At 70.1% G+C, this 16,058-nt stretch carries 15 protein-coding genes; 11 read left to right on the forward strand and 4 right to left on the reverse strand.

What is annotated here, in order from left to right; translation table 11 throughout:
• Positions 1 to 110: 110 nt before the first annotated feature.
• Positions 111 to 782 (reverse strand): response regulator, encoded by a 672-nt coding sequence (locus ACZ6JY_RS18820; RefSeq protein WP_098241447.1) that lies wholly within the window; start codon positions 780 to 782, stop codon positions 111 to 113.
• 14 nt (positions 783 to 796) lie between these two features.
• On the reverse strand, positions 797 to 1,678 hold the full coding sequence (locus tag ACZ6JY_RS18825) for a RecB family exonuclease (RefSeq protein WP_469197113.1): 882 nt from the start codon (positions 1,676 to 1,678) through the stop codon (positions 797 to 799).
• 454 nt (positions 1,679 to 2,132) lie between these two features.
• On the opposite strand from ACZ6JY_RS18825, the gene ACZ6JY_RS18830 reads away from it, so the two are divergent.
• From ACZ6JY_RS18830 to ACZ6JY_RS18840, 3 genes are all read left to right on the forward strand, one after another.
• Entirely contained in the window at positions 2,133 to 3,911 is a 1,779-nt protein-coding gene (locus ACZ6JY_RS18830; RefSeq protein ID WP_469197346.1) for a site-2 protease family protein, read from the forward strand.
• A 59-nt stretch (positions 3,912 to 3,970) separates the two neighbouring features.
• Positions 3,971 to 4,873 carry a tRNA (adenine-N1)-methyltransferase gene (locus ACZ6JY_RS18835; RefSeq protein WP_469197114.1) on the forward strand — a complete coding sequence of 301 codons (903 nt, stop codon included), beginning with the start codon at positions 3,971 to 3,973 and terminating at the stop codon, positions 4,871 to 4,873.
• A 243-nt stretch (positions 4,874 to 5,116) separates the two neighbouring features.
• Entirely contained in the window at positions 5,117 to 5,698 is a 582-nt protein-coding gene (locus ACZ6JY_RS18840) for a hypothetical protein (protein WP_469197115.1), read from the forward strand.
• Between the two features lie 44 nt (positions 5,699 to 5,742).
• On the opposite strand, the gene ACZ6JY_RS18845 is transcribed toward ACZ6JY_RS18840, so the two are convergent.
• Entirely contained in the window at positions 5,743 to 6,057 is a 315-nt protein-coding gene (locus ACZ6JY_RS18845) for a ferredoxin (protein ID WP_469197116.1), read from the reverse strand.
• 255 nt (positions 6,058 to 6,312) lie between these two features.
• On the opposite strand from ACZ6JY_RS18845, the gene arc reads away from it, so the two are divergent.
• The 6 genes from arc (at position 6,313) to prcA (ending at position 12,131) form a co-directional block, all read left to right on the forward strand.
• Positions 6,313 to 8,079 carry a proteasome ATPase gene (arc, locus tag ACZ6JY_RS18850; RefSeq protein WP_469197117.1) on the forward strand — a complete coding sequence of 589 codons (1,767 nt, stop codon included), beginning with the start codon at positions 6,313 to 6,315 and terminating at the stop codon, positions 8,077 to 8,079.
• Between the two features lie 213 nt (positions 8,080 to 8,292).
• Positions 8,293 to 9,804 (forward strand): depupylase/deamidase Dop, encoded by a 1,512-nt coding sequence (dop, locus tag ACZ6JY_RS18855; RefSeq protein ID WP_469197118.1) that lies wholly within the window; start codon positions 8,293 to 8,295, stop codon positions 9,802 to 9,804.
• A gap of 123 nt (positions 9,805 to 9,927) precedes the next feature.
• Positions 9,928 to 10,146 carry a ubiquitin-like protein Pup gene (locus ACZ6JY_RS18860; RefSeq protein ID WP_447036403.1) on the forward strand — a complete coding sequence of 73 codons (219 nt, stop codon included), beginning with the start codon at positions 9,928 to 9,930 and terminating at the stop codon, positions 10,144 to 10,146.
• Between the two features lie 203 nt (positions 10,147 to 10,349).
• Positions 10,350 to 10,526: an endonuclease domain-containing protein gene (locus ACZ6JY_RS18865; RefSeq protein WP_469197119.1), complete on the forward strand. Its 177-nt coding sequence runs from the start codon at positions 10,350 to 10,352 to the stop codon at positions 10,524 to 10,526.
• Positions 10,478 to 11,326, forward strand: coding sequence for a proteasome subunit beta (gene prcB / locus ACZ6JY_RS18870; protein ID WP_469197120.1), 849 nt, complete (start codon positions 10,478 to 10,480; stop codon positions 11,324 to 11,326). The genes ACZ6JY_RS18865 and prcB overlap by 49 nt, the downstream gene beginning before the upstream one ends.
• Before the next feature lie 49 nt (positions 11,327 to 11,375).
• The gene (gene prcA, locus ACZ6JY_RS18875) at positions 11,376 to 12,131 is read left to right on the forward strand and encodes a proteasome subunit alpha (protein ID WP_469197121.1); all 756 of its coding nucleotides are present in this window, start codon (positions 11,376 to 11,378) and stop codon (positions 12,129 to 12,131) included.
• Positions 12,132 to 12,202: 71 nt separating this feature from the next.
• Here prcA and ACZ6JY_RS18880 read toward each other — a convergent pair whose 3' ends face one another.
• The gene (locus ACZ6JY_RS18880) at positions 12,203 to 13,225 is read right to left on the reverse strand and encodes a LacI family DNA-binding transcriptional regulator (RefSeq protein WP_469197122.1); all 1,023 of its coding nucleotides are present in this window, start codon (positions 13,223 to 13,225) and stop codon (positions 12,203 to 12,205) included.
• 130 nt (positions 13,226 to 13,355) lie between these two features.
• On the opposite strand from ACZ6JY_RS18880, the gene ACZ6JY_RS18885 reads away from it, so the two are divergent.
• Both ACZ6JY_RS18885 and pafA read left to right on the forward strand, forming a co-directional pair.
• Positions 13,356 to 14,615 (forward strand): MFS transporter, encoded by a 1,260-nt coding sequence (locus tag ACZ6JY_RS18885; RefSeq protein WP_469197123.1) that lies wholly within the window; start codon positions 13,356 to 13,358, stop codon positions 14,613 to 14,615.
• A gap of 9 nt (positions 14,616 to 14,624) precedes the next feature.
• Positions 14,625 to 15,986 (forward strand): Pup--protein ligase, encoded by a 1,362-nt coding sequence (gene pafA, locus ACZ6JY_RS18890; protein WP_469197124.1) that lies wholly within the window; start codon positions 14,625 to 14,627, stop codon positions 15,984 to 15,986.
• Positions 15,987 to 16,058 lie beyond the last annotated feature (72 nt).

A 16,058-nucleotide genomic window follows, 5' to 3' on the forward strand; every position in this document is an offset into this window, starting at 1 on the left:
CCATCGCGGCCCGCAGCACGGAAGGCGGCCGCCCCCTCAGGGGGTGGCCGCCTTCGTCGTTCGTGCCCCGGGGAAACCGGGCGCGGGGGACCGGGGGTGGGACTCGGTGGCTACTGGGCGCCGGGGCGGACCAGGCCGCTCTCGTACGCGTACACCGCCGCCTGTACCCGGTCGCGCAGGCCCAGCTTCGTGAGCACATGCCCGACGTGCGTCTTCACGGTCGTCTCGCTCACGAAGAGGTCGGCCGCGATCTCCGCGTTCGACAGGCCGCGCGCCACCAGCTTCAGCACCTCGACCTCGCGCTCGGTGAGGGTGTGCAGGGTGTCCGGCACCGGCTCGTCGCCGGAGGGCAGATGCGCGGAGTACTTGTCGAGCAGGCGGCGCGTGATGCTCGGCGCGAGCATCGCCTCGCCCGCGGCGACCACGCGGATCGCCTGCACCAGCTCGTTCGCCGGGGCGTCCTTGAGCAGGAAGCCGCTGGCGCCGGCGCGCAGCGCCTCCACCACGTACTCGTCGAGGTCGAAGGTGGTCAGGACCAGGACCTTGGCCGGGCCGTCCCGGCCGGGGCCGGTGATCTGCCGGGTCGCCTCGACGCCGTCCATCCGCGGCATGCGGATGTCCATGAGCACCACGTCGGGCTGGAGTGCCCGCACCTGGTCAAGAGCCTGAAGGCCGTCTCCGGCCTCGCCGACGACCGCGATGTCCTGCTCGGCCTCCAGAATCATCCGGAACCCGGTGCGCAACAGCGGCTGGTCATCGACCAGTAGGACGCGGATGGCCACGTAACTCTCCTTAGCTAGGCCGGGCCCATTCTGCCCTGCTCGCCCTCGGCCGACTCGGGCGCCCTGAGAGGAAGCGGATACGGCGGGGGAGTCCCGCCGAATTCAGGGCATACCGCCTTGTGGTCGCACCAACCGCACAATTTGGTCGGCCGGGGGCGCCACTCGCCCGTCGCGGTGGCCAGCTCGATCGCCTCCCAGAGCGCGAGCAGCTTCCGCTCCACCCGCTCCAGGTCCGCCACCACCGGGTCATACGTGACGACGTCACCGCTGCCCAGATAGACGAGCTGGAGGCGGCGCGGGACCACGCCCTTCAGCCGCCACACCACCAAGGCGTAGAACTTCATCTGGAACAGCGCGCCCTCCGCGTACTCCGGACGCGGGGCCTTGCCCGTCTTGTAGTCCACGATCCGCACGTCGCCCGAAGGGGCCACGTCGACGCGGTCGATGATGCCGCGCAGCCGCAGTCCCGAGGCCAGCTCGGCCTGCACGAACAGCTCGCGCTCCGCCGGCTCCAGGCGCGTCGGGTCCTCCAGGGTGAACCAGCGCTCGACCAGCTTCTCCGCGTCCGACAGCCAGCGCGCCATCCGCTCGCCCTGCGGATCGTCGGCGAACAGCTCGGTCAGCTCCGGCTTGGTCTCGCGCAGCCGGTCCCACTGGCCGGGGATCAGCGACTTGGCGCGCGGCGCCGTCCGCTCGCTCGCCGGAGCGTCGAAGAGACGCTCCAGGACCGCGTGCACCAGGGTGCCCCGCGTCGCCGCCTCGCTGGGCTTCTCGGGCAGCTTGTCGATCACCCGGAAGCGGTACAGCAACGGGCACTGCATGAAGTCACCCGCGCGCGAGGGCGACAGGGACGCCGGGCGGACGGCCGCCGCGGCGCCTTCGGAGCTGGTTTCCATGGGAACAGACCCTACGGCCCGCCACTGACAACGGACGCATACCATCGACGACGAACCCTCTCGCCCTGCATGATCGTGTGGGTAACCACGCCATACCGGGGCGAGGGACGCTTTCGATCGAGGGGACATCGTGGACGAACGCGGCGAGAGCGGCAGGCCGCAGTCCGACGGCACCGAGGGCCCACGTCCGAGCGGGACGGCCGGCGCCTCCGGGTCGCCGCGCCCGCTCGACGTGGCCGACGAGCGCCCCGAGGCCCGGCCGATCACCCCACTCGACAAGACACCAAAGCCCCCACGCCCCGAGGACGCCACTCCCCCCGAACCGAGCCCGGCGCCCACGGGGCCGGGCTCGGCGGTCACGGGGCCGGGCTCGGCGGTCACGGGGCCGGGCTCGGCGGTCACGGGTCCGGGCTCGGCGGTCACGGGACCGGGCCCCGCCGAGAAGGGGGACCCTGTGGGCGCCGCGAAGCCGGACCCCGCCCCTGCCGATGGGTCGGCGCCCGCCGATGGACCGGCGCCCGCTCCCGCCGAGAAGGGGGACCCGGCCTCCGCCGATGGGTCGGCGCCTGCCGATAGGCCGGAGCCCGCCCGCGCCGAGAAGCCGGGCCCGGCCTCCGCCGATGGGTCGGCGCCTGCCGATAGGCCGGAGCCCGCTCCCGCCGAGAAGCGGGATCCGGCTTTCGCCGATGGATCGGCGCCTGCCGACAGGCCGGAGCCCGCTCCCGCCGAGAAGCCGGACCCGGCCCTTGCCGATGGGGCGGAGCCTGCCGACAGGCCGGAGCCCGCCCGCGCCGAGAAGCCGGGCCCGGCCCTTGCCGATGAGGCGGAGCCTGCCGATAGGCGGGAGCCCGCCCGCGTCGCGAAGCCAGACCCGGCCTCCGCCGATGGACCGGCGCCCGCTCCCGTCGAAAAGCCTGACCCGGCCTCCGCCGAAGGACCGGCGCCCGCCCCCGCCGAGAAGCCGGATCCCGCCCCCGCCGATAGGCCGGCGCCCGCCCCCGTCCTCCCCGAGGCGCACGAGCGGGCCCAGGGCGGGCGCAGCCCCAAGCGGCAGAAGACCGGACCGCCCAAGACGCGGAAGGGGCCCGGTGGCGGGCTGCTCATGGGCAGGCCGTTCGGCGTGCCCGTGTACGTCGCGCCCAGCTGGTTCCTCGTCGCCGCCCTCATCACCTGGGTCTTCGGCGGCCAGCTCGACCGCGTCCTGCCGGAACTGGGCGGCGTCCGCTACCTCGTGTCGCTCTTCTTCGCCGTCGCCTTCTACGCCTCCGTACTCGTCCACGAACTGGCCCACACCGTCGCGGCCCTCCGCTTCAAGCTGCCGGTGCGCCGGATCCAGCTCCAGTTCTTCGGCGGCGTCTCGGAGATCGAGAAGGAGTCGGAGACCCCCGGCCGGGAGTTCGTCCTCGCCTTCGTCGGCCCGCTGCTCTCCCTCGTGCTCGCCGGAGTGTTCTACGCGGGCATGCGCGCCGTCGAGCCAGGCACCGTCCCCGGCGTCCTGCTCGCCGGACTGATGATCTCCAACCTCATCGTCGCCGCCTTCAACCTCCTGCCCGGCCTCCCCCTGGACGGCGGCCGCATGCTCCGCGCCGTCGTCTGGAAGATCACCGGCAAGCCGATGAGCGGCACCATCGCCGCCGCCTGGGTCGGCCGCGCGCTCGCCGTCTCCGTACTGATCGGACTGCCCCTGCTCAACCAGTCCGGCGCCCTCGGCGGCGACCCCCAGGAAATCAGCGGCATGGACACCGTCACCGACGCCCTGCTCGCCGCGATCCTCGCCGCCATCATCTGGACCGGCGCCGGAAACAGCCTGCGCATGGCCCGCCTGCGCGAACACCTGCCCGAGCTGCGCGCCCGCACCCTCACCCGCCGCGCGGTGCCCGTCGAGTCCGGCACACCCCTCTCCGAGGCGCTGCGGCGCGCCAACGACGCGGGCGCCCGCGCCCTGGTGGTCGTCGACCCCGACGGCGATCCGAAGGCCGTCGTCCGCGAGGCGGCCATCGTCTCCGTGCCCCAGCACCGCCGTCCCTGGGTCACGGTCAGCGGCCTCGCCCAGGACCTCACCGAGGGCATGCGCGTCTCCGCCGAGCTGTCGGGGGAGGAGCTGCTCGACACGCTCCGGGCCACACCCGCCACCGAGTACCTCGTCGTCGAGGACTCCGGCGAGATCTACGGAGTCCTCTCCGCGGCCGACGTCGAGCGGGCCTTCGTCAAGGCCATGGCCCGGCCCTCCTGAGGCCCCCGGCGGCCGCCACGGTGGTCGGCGGTGTCCGCCGCGGCCGGTAGGCTGGTCACATGTCCGAACCGACCGGTGCCGCCCGCCGTCGCGGGCCCTTCAAGGTCGGGGACCAGGTCCAGCTCACCGACCCCAAGGGACGCCACTACACGTTCACGCTCGAGGCCGGGAAGAATTTCCACACCCACAAGGGTTCCTTCCCCCACGACGAGCTGATCGGCGCTCCCGAGGGCAGTGTTGTCCGTACCACGGGGAATGTCGCCTACCTGGCGCTGCGACCCCTGCTCCCCGACTACGTCCTGTCCATGCCCCGCGGCGCCGCCGTGGTCTACCCCAAGGACGCGGGGCAGATCCTGGCCTTCGCCGACATCTTCCCCGGCGCCCGCGTCGTCGAGGCGGGCGTGGGCTCGGGCTCGCTCAGCAGCTTCCTGCTCCGCGCCATCGGCGACCAGGGAATGCTGCACTCGTACGAGCGCCGCGAGGACTTCGCCGACATCGCCCGGCAGAACGTGGAGCGCTACTTCGGCGCCCCCCACCCCGCCTGGCAGCTCACCGTGGGCGACCTCCAGGACAACCTCAGCGACACCGAGGTCGACCGGGTCATCCTCGACATGCTCGCCCCCTGGGAGTGCCTGGAGGCCGTCTCCAAGGCGCTCGTCCCCGGCGGCATCCTCTGCTGCTACGTGGCGACCACCACCCAGCTCGCGCGGACCGTGGAGTCCATCCGCGAGATCGGCTGCTTCAACGAGCCGACCTCCTGGGAGTCGATGATCCGCAACTGGCACGTCGAGGGCCTGGCCGTCCGCCCCGACCACCGCATGATCGGGCACACCGGCTTCCTGCTCACCGCCCGCCGCCTCGCGGACGGCGTCGAGCCCCCCATGCGCCGCCGCCGCCCCGCCAAGGGCGCGTACGGCGAGGACTACTCCGGACCCAACGCGGACGGTGGCACCCCGCGCTGACCCGCGCGACGGACCCCGTCCAATGAGCAGGCGCCGCCGCCGAGTTCCCTGACCGACCAGGGAACTCGGCGGCGGCGCCGTTTCGTTGACCAGGCACCGGCCGCGTACGAAGCCGCGTACGGGAAGCCGCGTACCGAACCAGGCCGAGTGCCCCCGCACCCCGGTGTTCCACCTCACTGTGACGTATGGCACGATGCTGGCCACCTCCCCCACCGGCACAGCCCTCACAGGAGACACTTCCTCGTGCAGCACCCCGCCGTCCCGGAACTGGCACACGCCACCGCCCGCCCCATCCACTGGCTGGCCACCGCGGCCGCGCTGGCCGCCGTCGTCGCGGGCGCCGCCTTCCTCCAGCCCGACGCCGCCACGGCCGCCCAGACGGGGCCGAAGACCCACACCAGAGCCGCCGCGGGCGCACCCGTCCCGGCGCCCGACCCCGCGTCCGTGGACTTCCCGCTGAACTGCGGCACCGCGAAGCCCGTCGTGAAGAAGAAGGCCTCCGGCGACCTGGACGGGGACGGCAGGGCCGAGACCGTCGCCGTCGTGCACTGCCGCGCCGGTTCGGGCACCCCGCCCGACGGCGTCTACGTGATCACTCGCCCCGGCGCCGGAAAACCCCGCGTGGTCGCGACCCTCGTCGACCCCGCGGACCGGCTCAACGCCACCGACTTCGCCGTACGCGACGGCGCGGTCACCGCGACCCTGCTCGGATACTCGTCACTGGACGTCCCCCGCTGCTGCCCCGACCGCAAGGACGCGGCCAAGTGGCAGTGGAAGGACGGCACATTCGAAAGGACGACGCCGGCCGGAGCGCGCCGCGTCTGACCCGGCGCGGGCCACGGCGCGGGCGCCTCACCGGGTGAGGCGGATCACTCCGCGTCGGGGCCGTAGACCTCGACCCTGTCGGAAACCCGGCGTACGTGGATGCAGTCGCCCGGACACTCCTTCGCGGAGTCCTTGACGTCACGCAGGAGCGGCAACGGCACCGGCGTCGTGGCTCCGGGCGCCTGCAACAACTCGTCGTCGCCGCTCTTCACGTAGGCCAGTCCGTCGATGTCCAGTTCGAAGACCTCGGGCGCGTACTGCGCACAGATGCCGTCCCCGGTACAGAGGTCCTGATCGATCCAGACCTCCAGAAGGTCGTGGCCCTCACTGCCGGTCTCGGCCTCGTGCCGCACGGTCATCTCTCCTGCCGGTAGCTGCGCCGAGCAGGCCGACCACACGGTAAGTCGGGCCAGCTCTGACGGGTGTTGAACACTTCGACGATACAACCGCCCGCTTTCCGATGTTGTTGGGTGGGTATTCACCTGAGAGTGAGGGAGAGCGCAAGGGTGAAGATCGGACACACCCCCATCGTCTTTGTGATCTAGGGGTTTCAATCGACACCCACCCAGGTAGGGTCTGGAAGCGTCCAGCTCCCCTTGGAGGAGGTGAGGACCGTGGCAGCCCACGACGACGACATCAACCGCGGCATCCGGCCGGGGCGAGGGTCTGAAGACCCCGCCGGTCAGGTTGCCTATCTCGAGCAGGAAATCGCCGTCCTGCGACGAAAGCTCGCCGACTCTCCGCGTCATACGAGGATTCTCGAAGAGCGGATCGTCGAGCTGCAGACCAACCTGGCCGGCGTGTCAGCACAGAACGAACGGCTCGCCAACACGCTCCGCGAGGCCCGCGACCAGATCGTGGCCCTCAAGGAGGAAGTCGACCGGCTCGCGCAGCCGCCGGCCGGCTTCGGGGTCTTCCTCGTGGCCAACGAGGACGGCACGGCCGACATCTTCACCGGGGGCCGCAAGCTCCGGGTGAACGTCAGCCCCAGCGTGGAGCTCGAAGAGCTCAGGCGCGGCCAGGAAGTCATGCTCAACGAAGCGCTCAACGTGGTCGAGGCCATGGAGTACGAGAGCGTCGGCGACATCGTCACCCTCAAGGAGATCCTCGAGGACGGCGACCGCGCCCTGGTGGTCGGACACACCGACGAAGAACGAGTGGTGAGGCTCGCCGAACCCCTCCTCGACGTCACCATCCGCCCGGGCGACGCCCTGCTGCTCGAACCCCGCTCCGGCTACGTCTACGAGGTCGTGCCCAAGAGCGAGGTCGAAGAGCTCGTCCTCGAAGAAGTCCCCGACATCAGCTACGAGAAGATCGGTGGCCTCGGCGGCCAGATCGAGATGATCCGGGACGCCGTCGAGCTCCCGTACCTCTACCCCGATCTCTTCAAGGAGCACGAACTGCGGCCGCCCAAGGGCGTGCTGCTGTACGGGCCCCCCGGCTGCGGCAAGACGCTGATCGCGAAGGCCGTCGCCAACTCGCTCGCCAAGAAGGTCGCCGAGGTGACCGGCCAGCCCACGGGGAAGAGCTACTTCCTCAACATCAAGGGCCCCGAGCTCCTCAACAAGTACGTCGGTGAGACCGAGCGCCACATCCGCCTGGTCTTCCAGCGTGCGCGGGAGAAGGCGAGCGAGGGCACCCCCGTCATCGTCTTCTTCGACGAGATGGAGTCGCTCTTCCGCACCCGTGGCTCCGGCGTCAGCTCCGACGTGGAGAACACCATCGTCCCGCAGCTCCTCGCCGAGATCGACGGCGTGGAGGGCCTGGAGAACGTCATCGTCATCGGCGCCTCCAACCGCGAGGACATGATCGACCCCGCGATCCTGCGCCCCGGACGACTCGACGTGAAGATCAAGATCGAGCGCCCGGACGCCGAGGCGGCCAAGGACATCTTCGCCAAGTACCTCACCGAACGGCTGCCGCTGCACGCCGACGACCTCGCCGAGCACAGCGCCGACCGGCGCGCCACGGTGCACGGCATGATCCAGTCCGTCGTCGAGCAGATGTACGCCGAATCCGAGGAGAACCGCTTCCTCGAGGTGACGTACGCCAACGGCGACAAGGAAGTCCTCTACTTCAAGGACTTCAACTCCGGCGCCATGATCGAGAACATCGTGGGCCGCGCCAAGAAGATGGCCATCAAGGCCTTCCTCGAAGCGAACCAGAAGGGCCTCAGGGTCGCTCACCTCCTCCAGGCCTGCATCGACGAGTTCAAGGAGAACGAGGACCTGCCCAACACCACCAACCCGGACGACTGGGCCAGGATCTCCGGAAAGAAGGGCGAGCGGATCGTGTACATCCGCACCCTCGTCACCGGAAAGCAGGGCGCGGACACCGGACGCTCCATCGACACGGTGGCCAACACCGGTCAGTACCTCTAGAACACAGGGCGGCTGCGGGTGTCCTTCACGGGTACCCGCAGCCGTCTGCTTTTCAATGAAGGCAATGATCTCCCCACCAGCGCAAAGGCGTTCTAGTCTCTTCGGTACCGCCGAGTCGCGCAGTGCGGGGACGGGCACCGCACGCGCACTGGAGCACCAGCGGTACTTGAGCGCCGTTCCCGAATGGGAGCGCCGCCGGGCAAGGAGGGCCGCATGACCGTACGGCGAGTAATGGGCATCGAGACGGAGTACGGCATCTCCGTCCCCGGCCACCCCAACGCCAATGCCATGCTCACCTCATCCCAGATCGTCAACGCATACGCCGCGGCGATGCACCGGGCGCGACGCGCCCGCTGGGACTTCGAGGAGGAGAACCCGCTGCGGGACGCGCGAGGTTTCGACCTCGCCCGCGAGGCCGCCGACGCCAGCCAGCTGACCGACGAGGACATCGGCCTCGCCAATGTCATCCTCACCAACGGAGCGCGCCTCTACGTAGACCACGCGCACCCCGAATACAGCTCACCGGAGATCACCAACCCCAGGGACGCGGTCCTCTGGGACAAGGCCGGCGAACGCATCATGGCCGAGGCGGCCGACCGCGCGGCGCAGCTCCCCGGAGCCCAGCCGATCCACCTCTACAAGAACAACACCGACAACAAGGGCGCCTCCTACGGCACGCACGAGAACTACCTGATGAAGCGGGAGACCCCCTTCTCGGACATCGTGCGCCACCTGACGCCGTTCTTCGTCTCCCGCCAGGTCGTCACCGGCGCGGGACGCGTCGGCATCGGCCAGGACGGCCATGAACATGGCTTCCAGCTCAGCCAGCGCGCCGACTACTTCGAAGTCGAGGTGGGCCTCGAGACGACCCTGAAGCGGCCCATCATCAACACCCGCGACGAGCCGCACTCCGACGCCGAGAAGTACCGCAGGCTGCACGTCATCATCGGCGACGCCAACCTCTCGGAGATCTCGACCTACCTGAAGCTCGGCACCACCTCCCTCGTGCTCGCCATGATCGAGGACGGCTTCATCGCGGTGGACCTCGCGGTCGACCAGCCGGTGCGCACCCTGCACCAGGTATCCCACGACCCGTCGCTCAAGCACCTCGTCACACTCCGCAGCGGCCGGTCACTCACCGCCGTACAGCTCCAGATGGAGTACTACGAACTGGCCCGCAAGTACGTCGAGGAGCGGTACGGCTCCGACGTGGACGAACAGACCAAGGACGTGCTCACCCGCTGGGAGGACGTGCTCGGCCGCCTGGAGACCGACCCGATGAGCCTCTCGGGCGAGCTCGACTGGGTCGCCAAGCGGGAACTCATGGAGGGCTACCGCCGCCGTGACGACCTCGACTGGGACGCGGCACGCCTCCACCTGGTCGACCTCCAGTACGCCGACGTACGGGCCGAGAAGGGCCTGTACAACCGCCTGGTCGCCCGGGGCAAGATGAAGCGGCTCCTCGACGAGGCGGACGTGGAGCGCGCGGGCACCAAGCCGCCCGAGGACACGCGCGCGTACTTCCGCGGCCGGTGCCTCGAGCAGTACGCGGACGACGTGGCCGCCGCCTCCTGGGACTCCGTCATCTTCGACCTGCCCGGCCGTGACTCTCTGCAACGAGTGCCGACCCTGGAGCCCCTGCGCGGCACCAGGAACCACGTCAAGGAGCTCTTGGACCGCTGCCGGTCGGCAGAGGATCTGGTTCGGGTCCTTTCCGGCGGCTAAAGGTCATCGACGAGGGAATCACAGAGGTGGGTCCCGTACGTTGCACCAAGTGCGGGGCCGATGTCGGACCCGGATTGTAGGGTCTGATCAAGAACGTCTAACCGAGCGAGCGGGGTGAGGTAGATGGCGACCAAGGACACCGGCGGCGGACAGCAGAAGGCGACGCGCAACACCGAGGAGACCGAGGAGCAGGCGCCGGAGGCGCAGGGCTCCGAGGACCTCAAGGAGCGCCAGGAGAAGCTCAACGACGACGTGGACTCCGTTCTGGACGAGATCGACGACGTGCTTGAGGAGAACGCCGAGGACTTCGTGCGGTCCTTCGTTCAGAAGGGTGGGCAGTAAGCCCGCTTGCCCTTCGAATTCAAGGCCACGCAGGGGGTCGGGTGGCTGAAGTGAAGGATGTGAAGCGTTGCTCGCGGTGCCAGGAAGGCAAACCGCGAGCAGCCTTCGCTCGGAGCAGGTCGAGCGCGGCCGCCACGGCGGGACGGGATGTCCGCCCCGCGAATGGGGCTCCGCGTGATCGGTCCCAGGCCCCCGGAATCCATGTGGATCACTGCCACGAAACGGGTAGGGTCCGTGGCGTACTGTGCTTCAACTGCAATTCGGCCATCGGCAAGTTGGGAGACGATCCCGACACAGTTCGTCGGGCTGCCGCCTATTTGGAGGGATCCTCGTGGAAGCCAAAACTCGTAGCACCGGGCGTCTGCCGGCTGCCTTCCTGACGCCCGGTTCGTCGTCCTTCATGGATTTCCTGACCGAGCATCAGCCCGAGATCCTGCCGGGGAACCGTCAACTGCCGCCCATGCAGGGTGCCATCGAGGCGCCGCACGGCACGACCATCGTGGCCGTCACGTTCCCCGGCGGCGTGGTCCTCGCCGGTGACCGGCGGGCGACGATGGGCAACATGATCGCGCAGCGCGACATCGAGAAGGTCTTCCCGGCCGACGAGTATTCGGCGGTGGGCGTCGCCGGCACGGCGGGCCTGGCCGTGGAGATGGTGAAGCTCTTCCAGCTGGAGCTCGAGCACTTCGAGAAGGTGGAGGGCGCCACGCTCTCCCTGGAGGGCAAGGCGAACCGGCTCTCCACGATGATCCGGGGCAACCTCGCCATGGCCATGCAGGGCCTGGCCGTGGTGCCGATCTTCGCGGGGTACGACGTGGACCGCGAGAAGGGCCGCATCTTCTCGTACGACGTCACGGGCGGCCGCTCGGAGGAGCACGTCGGGTACGCGGCGACCGGTTCCGGCTCGGTCTTCGCCCGCGGCGCCATGAAGAAGCTGTACCACGGTGGTCTGACCGAGGACCAGGCGACGACTCTGGTGGTCCAGGCGCTGTACGACGCCGCGGACGACGACTCGGCGACCGGTGGCCCCGACGTGGGGCGGCGGATCTATCCCATCGTCACGGTCATCACCGACGACGGCTTCCGCAGGCTGACGGACGACGAGTCCGCGGCGATCGCGCGTTCGATCCTGGAGAGGCGGCTGGAGCAGCCCGACGGCCCGCGTGCCGCGCTGCTCTGACCGTCCCGAATTCGCCGCCAGCAGTTTTTGACAGAAAGGGACGGATCCGGTGTCGACGCCGTTCTATGTATCACCTCAGCAGCAGATGGCCGACCGTGCGGAATACGCCCGGAAGGGCATCGCGCGCGGCCGCAGCCTGGTCGTACTGCAATTCACCGATGGCATCGTGTTCGTCGGCGAGAACCCGTCCCGCGCGCTGCACAAGTTCAGCGAGATCTATGACCGCATCGGTTTCGCGGCCGCCGGCAAGTACAACGAGTACGAGAACCTGCGTATCGGTGGTGTCCGGTACGCCGACCTTCGCGGTTACACCTACGACCGCGACGACGTGACGGCGCGTGGTCTGGCGAACGTGTACGCGCAGACGCTGGGCACGATCTTCTCCAGCGCCGCCGAGAAGCCCTACGAGGTGGAGCTGGTCGTCGCCGAGGTGGGCGTCACCCGCGAGGGCGACCAGATCTACCGCCTGCCGCACGACGGTTCCATCGTGGACGAGCACGGTTCGCTGGCCGTCGGCGGCAATGCCGAGCAGATCAGCACGTATCTGGACCAGCACCACAGCGACAGCATGACGCTGGCCGAGGCGCTCAAGCTCGCGGTGCGCGCGCTGTCGCGGGACACCAACGGCAGTGAGCGCGAGATTCCCGCCGAGCGTCTGGAGGTGGCGGTGCTCGACCGGACGCGGCCGCAGCAGCGGAAGTTCAAGCGGATCGTGGGGCGGCAGCTGTCCCGCCTGCTGGACGAGGGCGGTTCGACGGACGCCCCGTCCGACACGGAGCCCGAGGCGGAGGCCGACGGCGAGTAGCCCGTTCCGCGTGCGCCCCGTGCTCCCGGCTCTCCGCCGGGGGCGCGGGGCGTTCGCGCGTGCGGGGCCGGTCAGCGGGCGGGTCCCGTCGAGTCCCGTACGACGAGTTCGACGGCCAGGGGTGTGGCGTCGGGGGTGCGTCCTTCCAGGACGGCGACGAGGGACTCCATGCCGCGCTCTCCGAAGTGTTCGGCGGGCAGGCGGACGGTGGTGAGCTCCGGTTCGACGGCGGTGGCGAGGGTGAGGTCGTCGAAGCCGGTCACGGAGAGGTCTTCGGGGACGCGCAGCCCGAGCCGCCGTGCCGCTTTGCAGACTCCGGCGGCGAGGAAGTCGTCGTCGCAGATGACCGCGGTGGGCCGGGGCCCCGGCGCGGCCAGGGCGGCCTCCGCGGCGGTGCGGGCGGCGTCGACGGTCAGGGGTGCGGCCACGCGCCGCAGGGCGGTGTCGGTGCCGCTGAGGGCCGCGGCGAGGGCGTCGGCGCGTACGTCGAAGGTCCAGGAGTCGATGTCGGCGGCGAGGTGCAGGAAGTCGCGGTGGCCGAGGGCCAGCAGGTGCCGGGTCACGCGGCGCATGCCGTCGGCGAGGTCGAGGTTGACGGTGGCGGCGCCGAGGCTGCGGGCGGGGTCGCTGTCGAGCATGACCAGGGGGAGGTCGTCGCCGCGGATGGTGGCGAGCGCGTGGGAGGCCATGGAGGAGGCGAGGACGCCGTCCAGTGAGGCTCGCGCGGAGTCGAAGGGGTCGCGGGCGGGTCCCGTGCCGTCGGGGGAGGGGTAGAGGACGACACCGAAGCCGTGCCGGGCGGCGACGCGGGCGGCTCCGGTGTGGACGTGGGCGAAGAACTCGTTGGTGAGGGCGGGGACGACGAGCAGCGCCGTCCTGGTCCGGCCGAGGCGGAGGTTGCGGGCGGCGAGGTTGGGCCGGTAGCCGAGCTCGCGTGCGGTGGCGCGGACGCGTTCGGCGGTCGCCTCGGCGACGCGGCCGTGCCATTTGTCGCCGAGCACCAGGGAGACGGTCGCCTGTGAGACGCCGGCCACGCGTGCGACGTCGCGGCTGGTGGGCCGGGGGCCCCCGGTCTCCTGTTGTGGCCCGGCCACTGCTACCTCCCAGGTCGTCGTCCGCGGGCGGGTATCCGGTGGACCCGTGGACAGCGCTCATGGTACGTATGGCGCTCGACGTTATACGTAAAACCCCGGCCGTGGCGGCGCGGGGGAAGGGCGGGCGGGCATGGCTGCGGGATACGCGGAGATCCTCCGGACGCGGTACGCGACACGGCTGCTCGCCGGGACGCTGGTGGGCCGGCTGCCCAACGCCACGGCGGCCATCGCGATCGTGCTGTTCATCCGCGCGGAGGGCGGCACCTACAGCCTGGCCGGGGCGCTGGCCGCGGTGTACGGCGTGGCCAACGCGGTGGGGCAGCCGCTGCTCGGCCGGCTCGTGGACCTGCACGGCCAGCCGCGCGTGCAGCTTCCCGCGGCCCTGCTCTCCGCGCTCGGCATGGCGGCCTTCGCCTTCACCGGGCCCGACCGGCTGGCCCTGGCGTACGTCACGGTGGGCGCCGCGGGGCTGTTCACGCCGCCTCTGGAGGGCGGCCTGCGGGCGCTGTGGCCGAGCGTCCTCGGCAAGGAGGAGCGGGTCCACACCGCGTACGCGATGGACGCCATCGCCCAGGAAGTGATGTTCACCGTCGGCCCGCTGCTCGTGACCGGGTGCGTGGCTCTCTGGTCGGAGCAGGCCGCGCTCCTCGTCGTGAACGCGATCGGCGTGCTGGGCGCCCTCTCCGTAGTGATGTCCCAGCCGTCACGCGCGTGGCGCTCGGCGCCCCGCGAGGCGCACTGGCTCGGGGCGCTGCGCTCGCCCGGCCTCCTCGCGCTCCTCGGCGCGTTCCTCTTCATCGGCATGGGGCTCGGCTCCATCACCGTCGCCGGAGTGTCGTACGCGGACGGGCACGGCGGTGACGCGGTCTACGGCTGGATGATGGCGGCGCTCGGTCTCGGCGCGCTGATCGGCGGGTCGGTATACGGCGCCAGGCAGTGGCACGGCGTCCCTGAGCGGCGGCTGAGCGTCCTGGTGGCCCTCCTCGCGGTCTGCTACGTGCCGTTGACGCTGATGCCCGGCGCGCTCCCCATGACGGCGCTGGCCGCGCTGGCGGGGGTCTTCCTTGCGCCCGCGCTCGCCTGCGCGTTCATCATCGTGGACCGGCACGCCCCGCGGGGCACGGTCACGGAGGCGTTCTCGTGGCTCGTCACGACGTTCACGGTCGGCGCATCGCTGGGCACGGCCGCGGCGGGACCGGTGGTCGAGTGGGGCGGGACGGTATGGGGGTTCGCGGTGCCGGGACTCGCAGGCGGGGCGGCTCTCGTGGTTTTGCTGGCCACCGCGCGGGTACTGGTGACGCCCGGTGAAACAGGGGTTGTTGCGGGTTCATCGGAAAATGATCGAAACGGTGCCGTCGAACCCGGTTTCAGTGCCGGGCATCAGGCGTAATGTTCAGTCATGGACCGCCGCATTTTCGGGCTGGAGAACGAGTACGGCGTCACGTGCACGTTCAGGGGACAGCGCCGGCTGTCACCTGACGAGGTGGCGCGCTACCTCTTCCGCCGTGTTGTGTCATGGGGCCGCAGCAGCAACGTCTTTCTGCGGAACGGCGCCCGCCTCTATCTTGACGTGGGATCACATCCGGAATACGCAACACCCGAATGTGACAACGTGACCGAGCTGGTCACCCACGACAAAGCCGGCGAGCGCATTCTGGAAGGCTTGCTCGTCGACGCAGAACGTCGCCTTCACGAGGAGGGAATCGCGGGCGACGTCTATCTCTTCAAGAACAACACCGACTCGGCGGGAAACTCCTACGGGTGCCACGAGAACTACCTGGTGGCCCGGCACGGAGAGTTCTCGCGGCTCGCGGACATCCTCATCCCGTTCCTCGTCACCCGCCAGCTGCTGTGCGGTGCGGGGAAGGTGCTGCAGACTCCGCGCGGCGCCGTGTACTGCGTGAGCCAGCGCGCCGAGCACATCTGGGAGGGCGTGTCCTCCGCGACCACCCGCTCCCGTCCGATCATCAACACCCGCGACGAGCCGCACGCGGACGCCGAGCGCTACCGCAGGCTGCACGTCATCGTCGGTGACTCCAACATGTCCGAGACGACCATGCTCCTCAAGGTCGGCGCCACCGACCTGGTGCTGCGCATGATCGAGGCGGGCACGGTCATGCGTGACCTGACGCTGGAGAACCCGATCCGGGCCATCCGCGAGGTCAGCCACGACATCACGGGCCGCCGCAAGGTGCGTCTGGCCAGCGGCCGCGAGGCGTCCGCCCTCGAGGTGCAGCGCGAGTACTACGAGAAGGCGGTGGACTTCGTCGACCGCCGCGGCATCCGCACCGGCACCGTCGAGCAGGTGCTCGAACTGTGGGGGCGGACGCTGGACGCGATCGAGGCCGAGGACCTCGACCGCATCGACACCGAGATCGACTGGGTCATGAAGTACAAGCTCATCGAGCGGTACCGCGCCAAGCACAACATGACCATGTCGCATCCGCGGGTCGCCCAGATAGACCTCGCCTACCACGACATCCACCGCCGTCGCGGGCTCTACTACCTCCTGGAGAAGAAGGGCCAAGCCGCCCGTATCTGCAACGACTTGAAGATCTTCGAGGGCAAATCGGTGCCCCCGCAGACCACCCGCGCGCGGCTGCGCGGCGACTTCATCCGGCGCGCCCAGGAGCAGCGCCGCGACTTCACGGTCGACTGGGTGCACCTCAAGCTCAACGACCAGGCACAGCGCACGGTGTTGTGCAAGGACCCCTTCCGGTCGGTCGACGACCGGGTGGAGAAGCTGATCGCCGGTATGTGACCCCGGTCCGCCGGGATGTGACCCCGGTGAAGCCAGTGGCGTTGTGGGAACGCAACGCGGGCGCCGTACGTT

Source organism: Streptomyces sp. NPDC046335 (genome assembly GCF_055587985.1).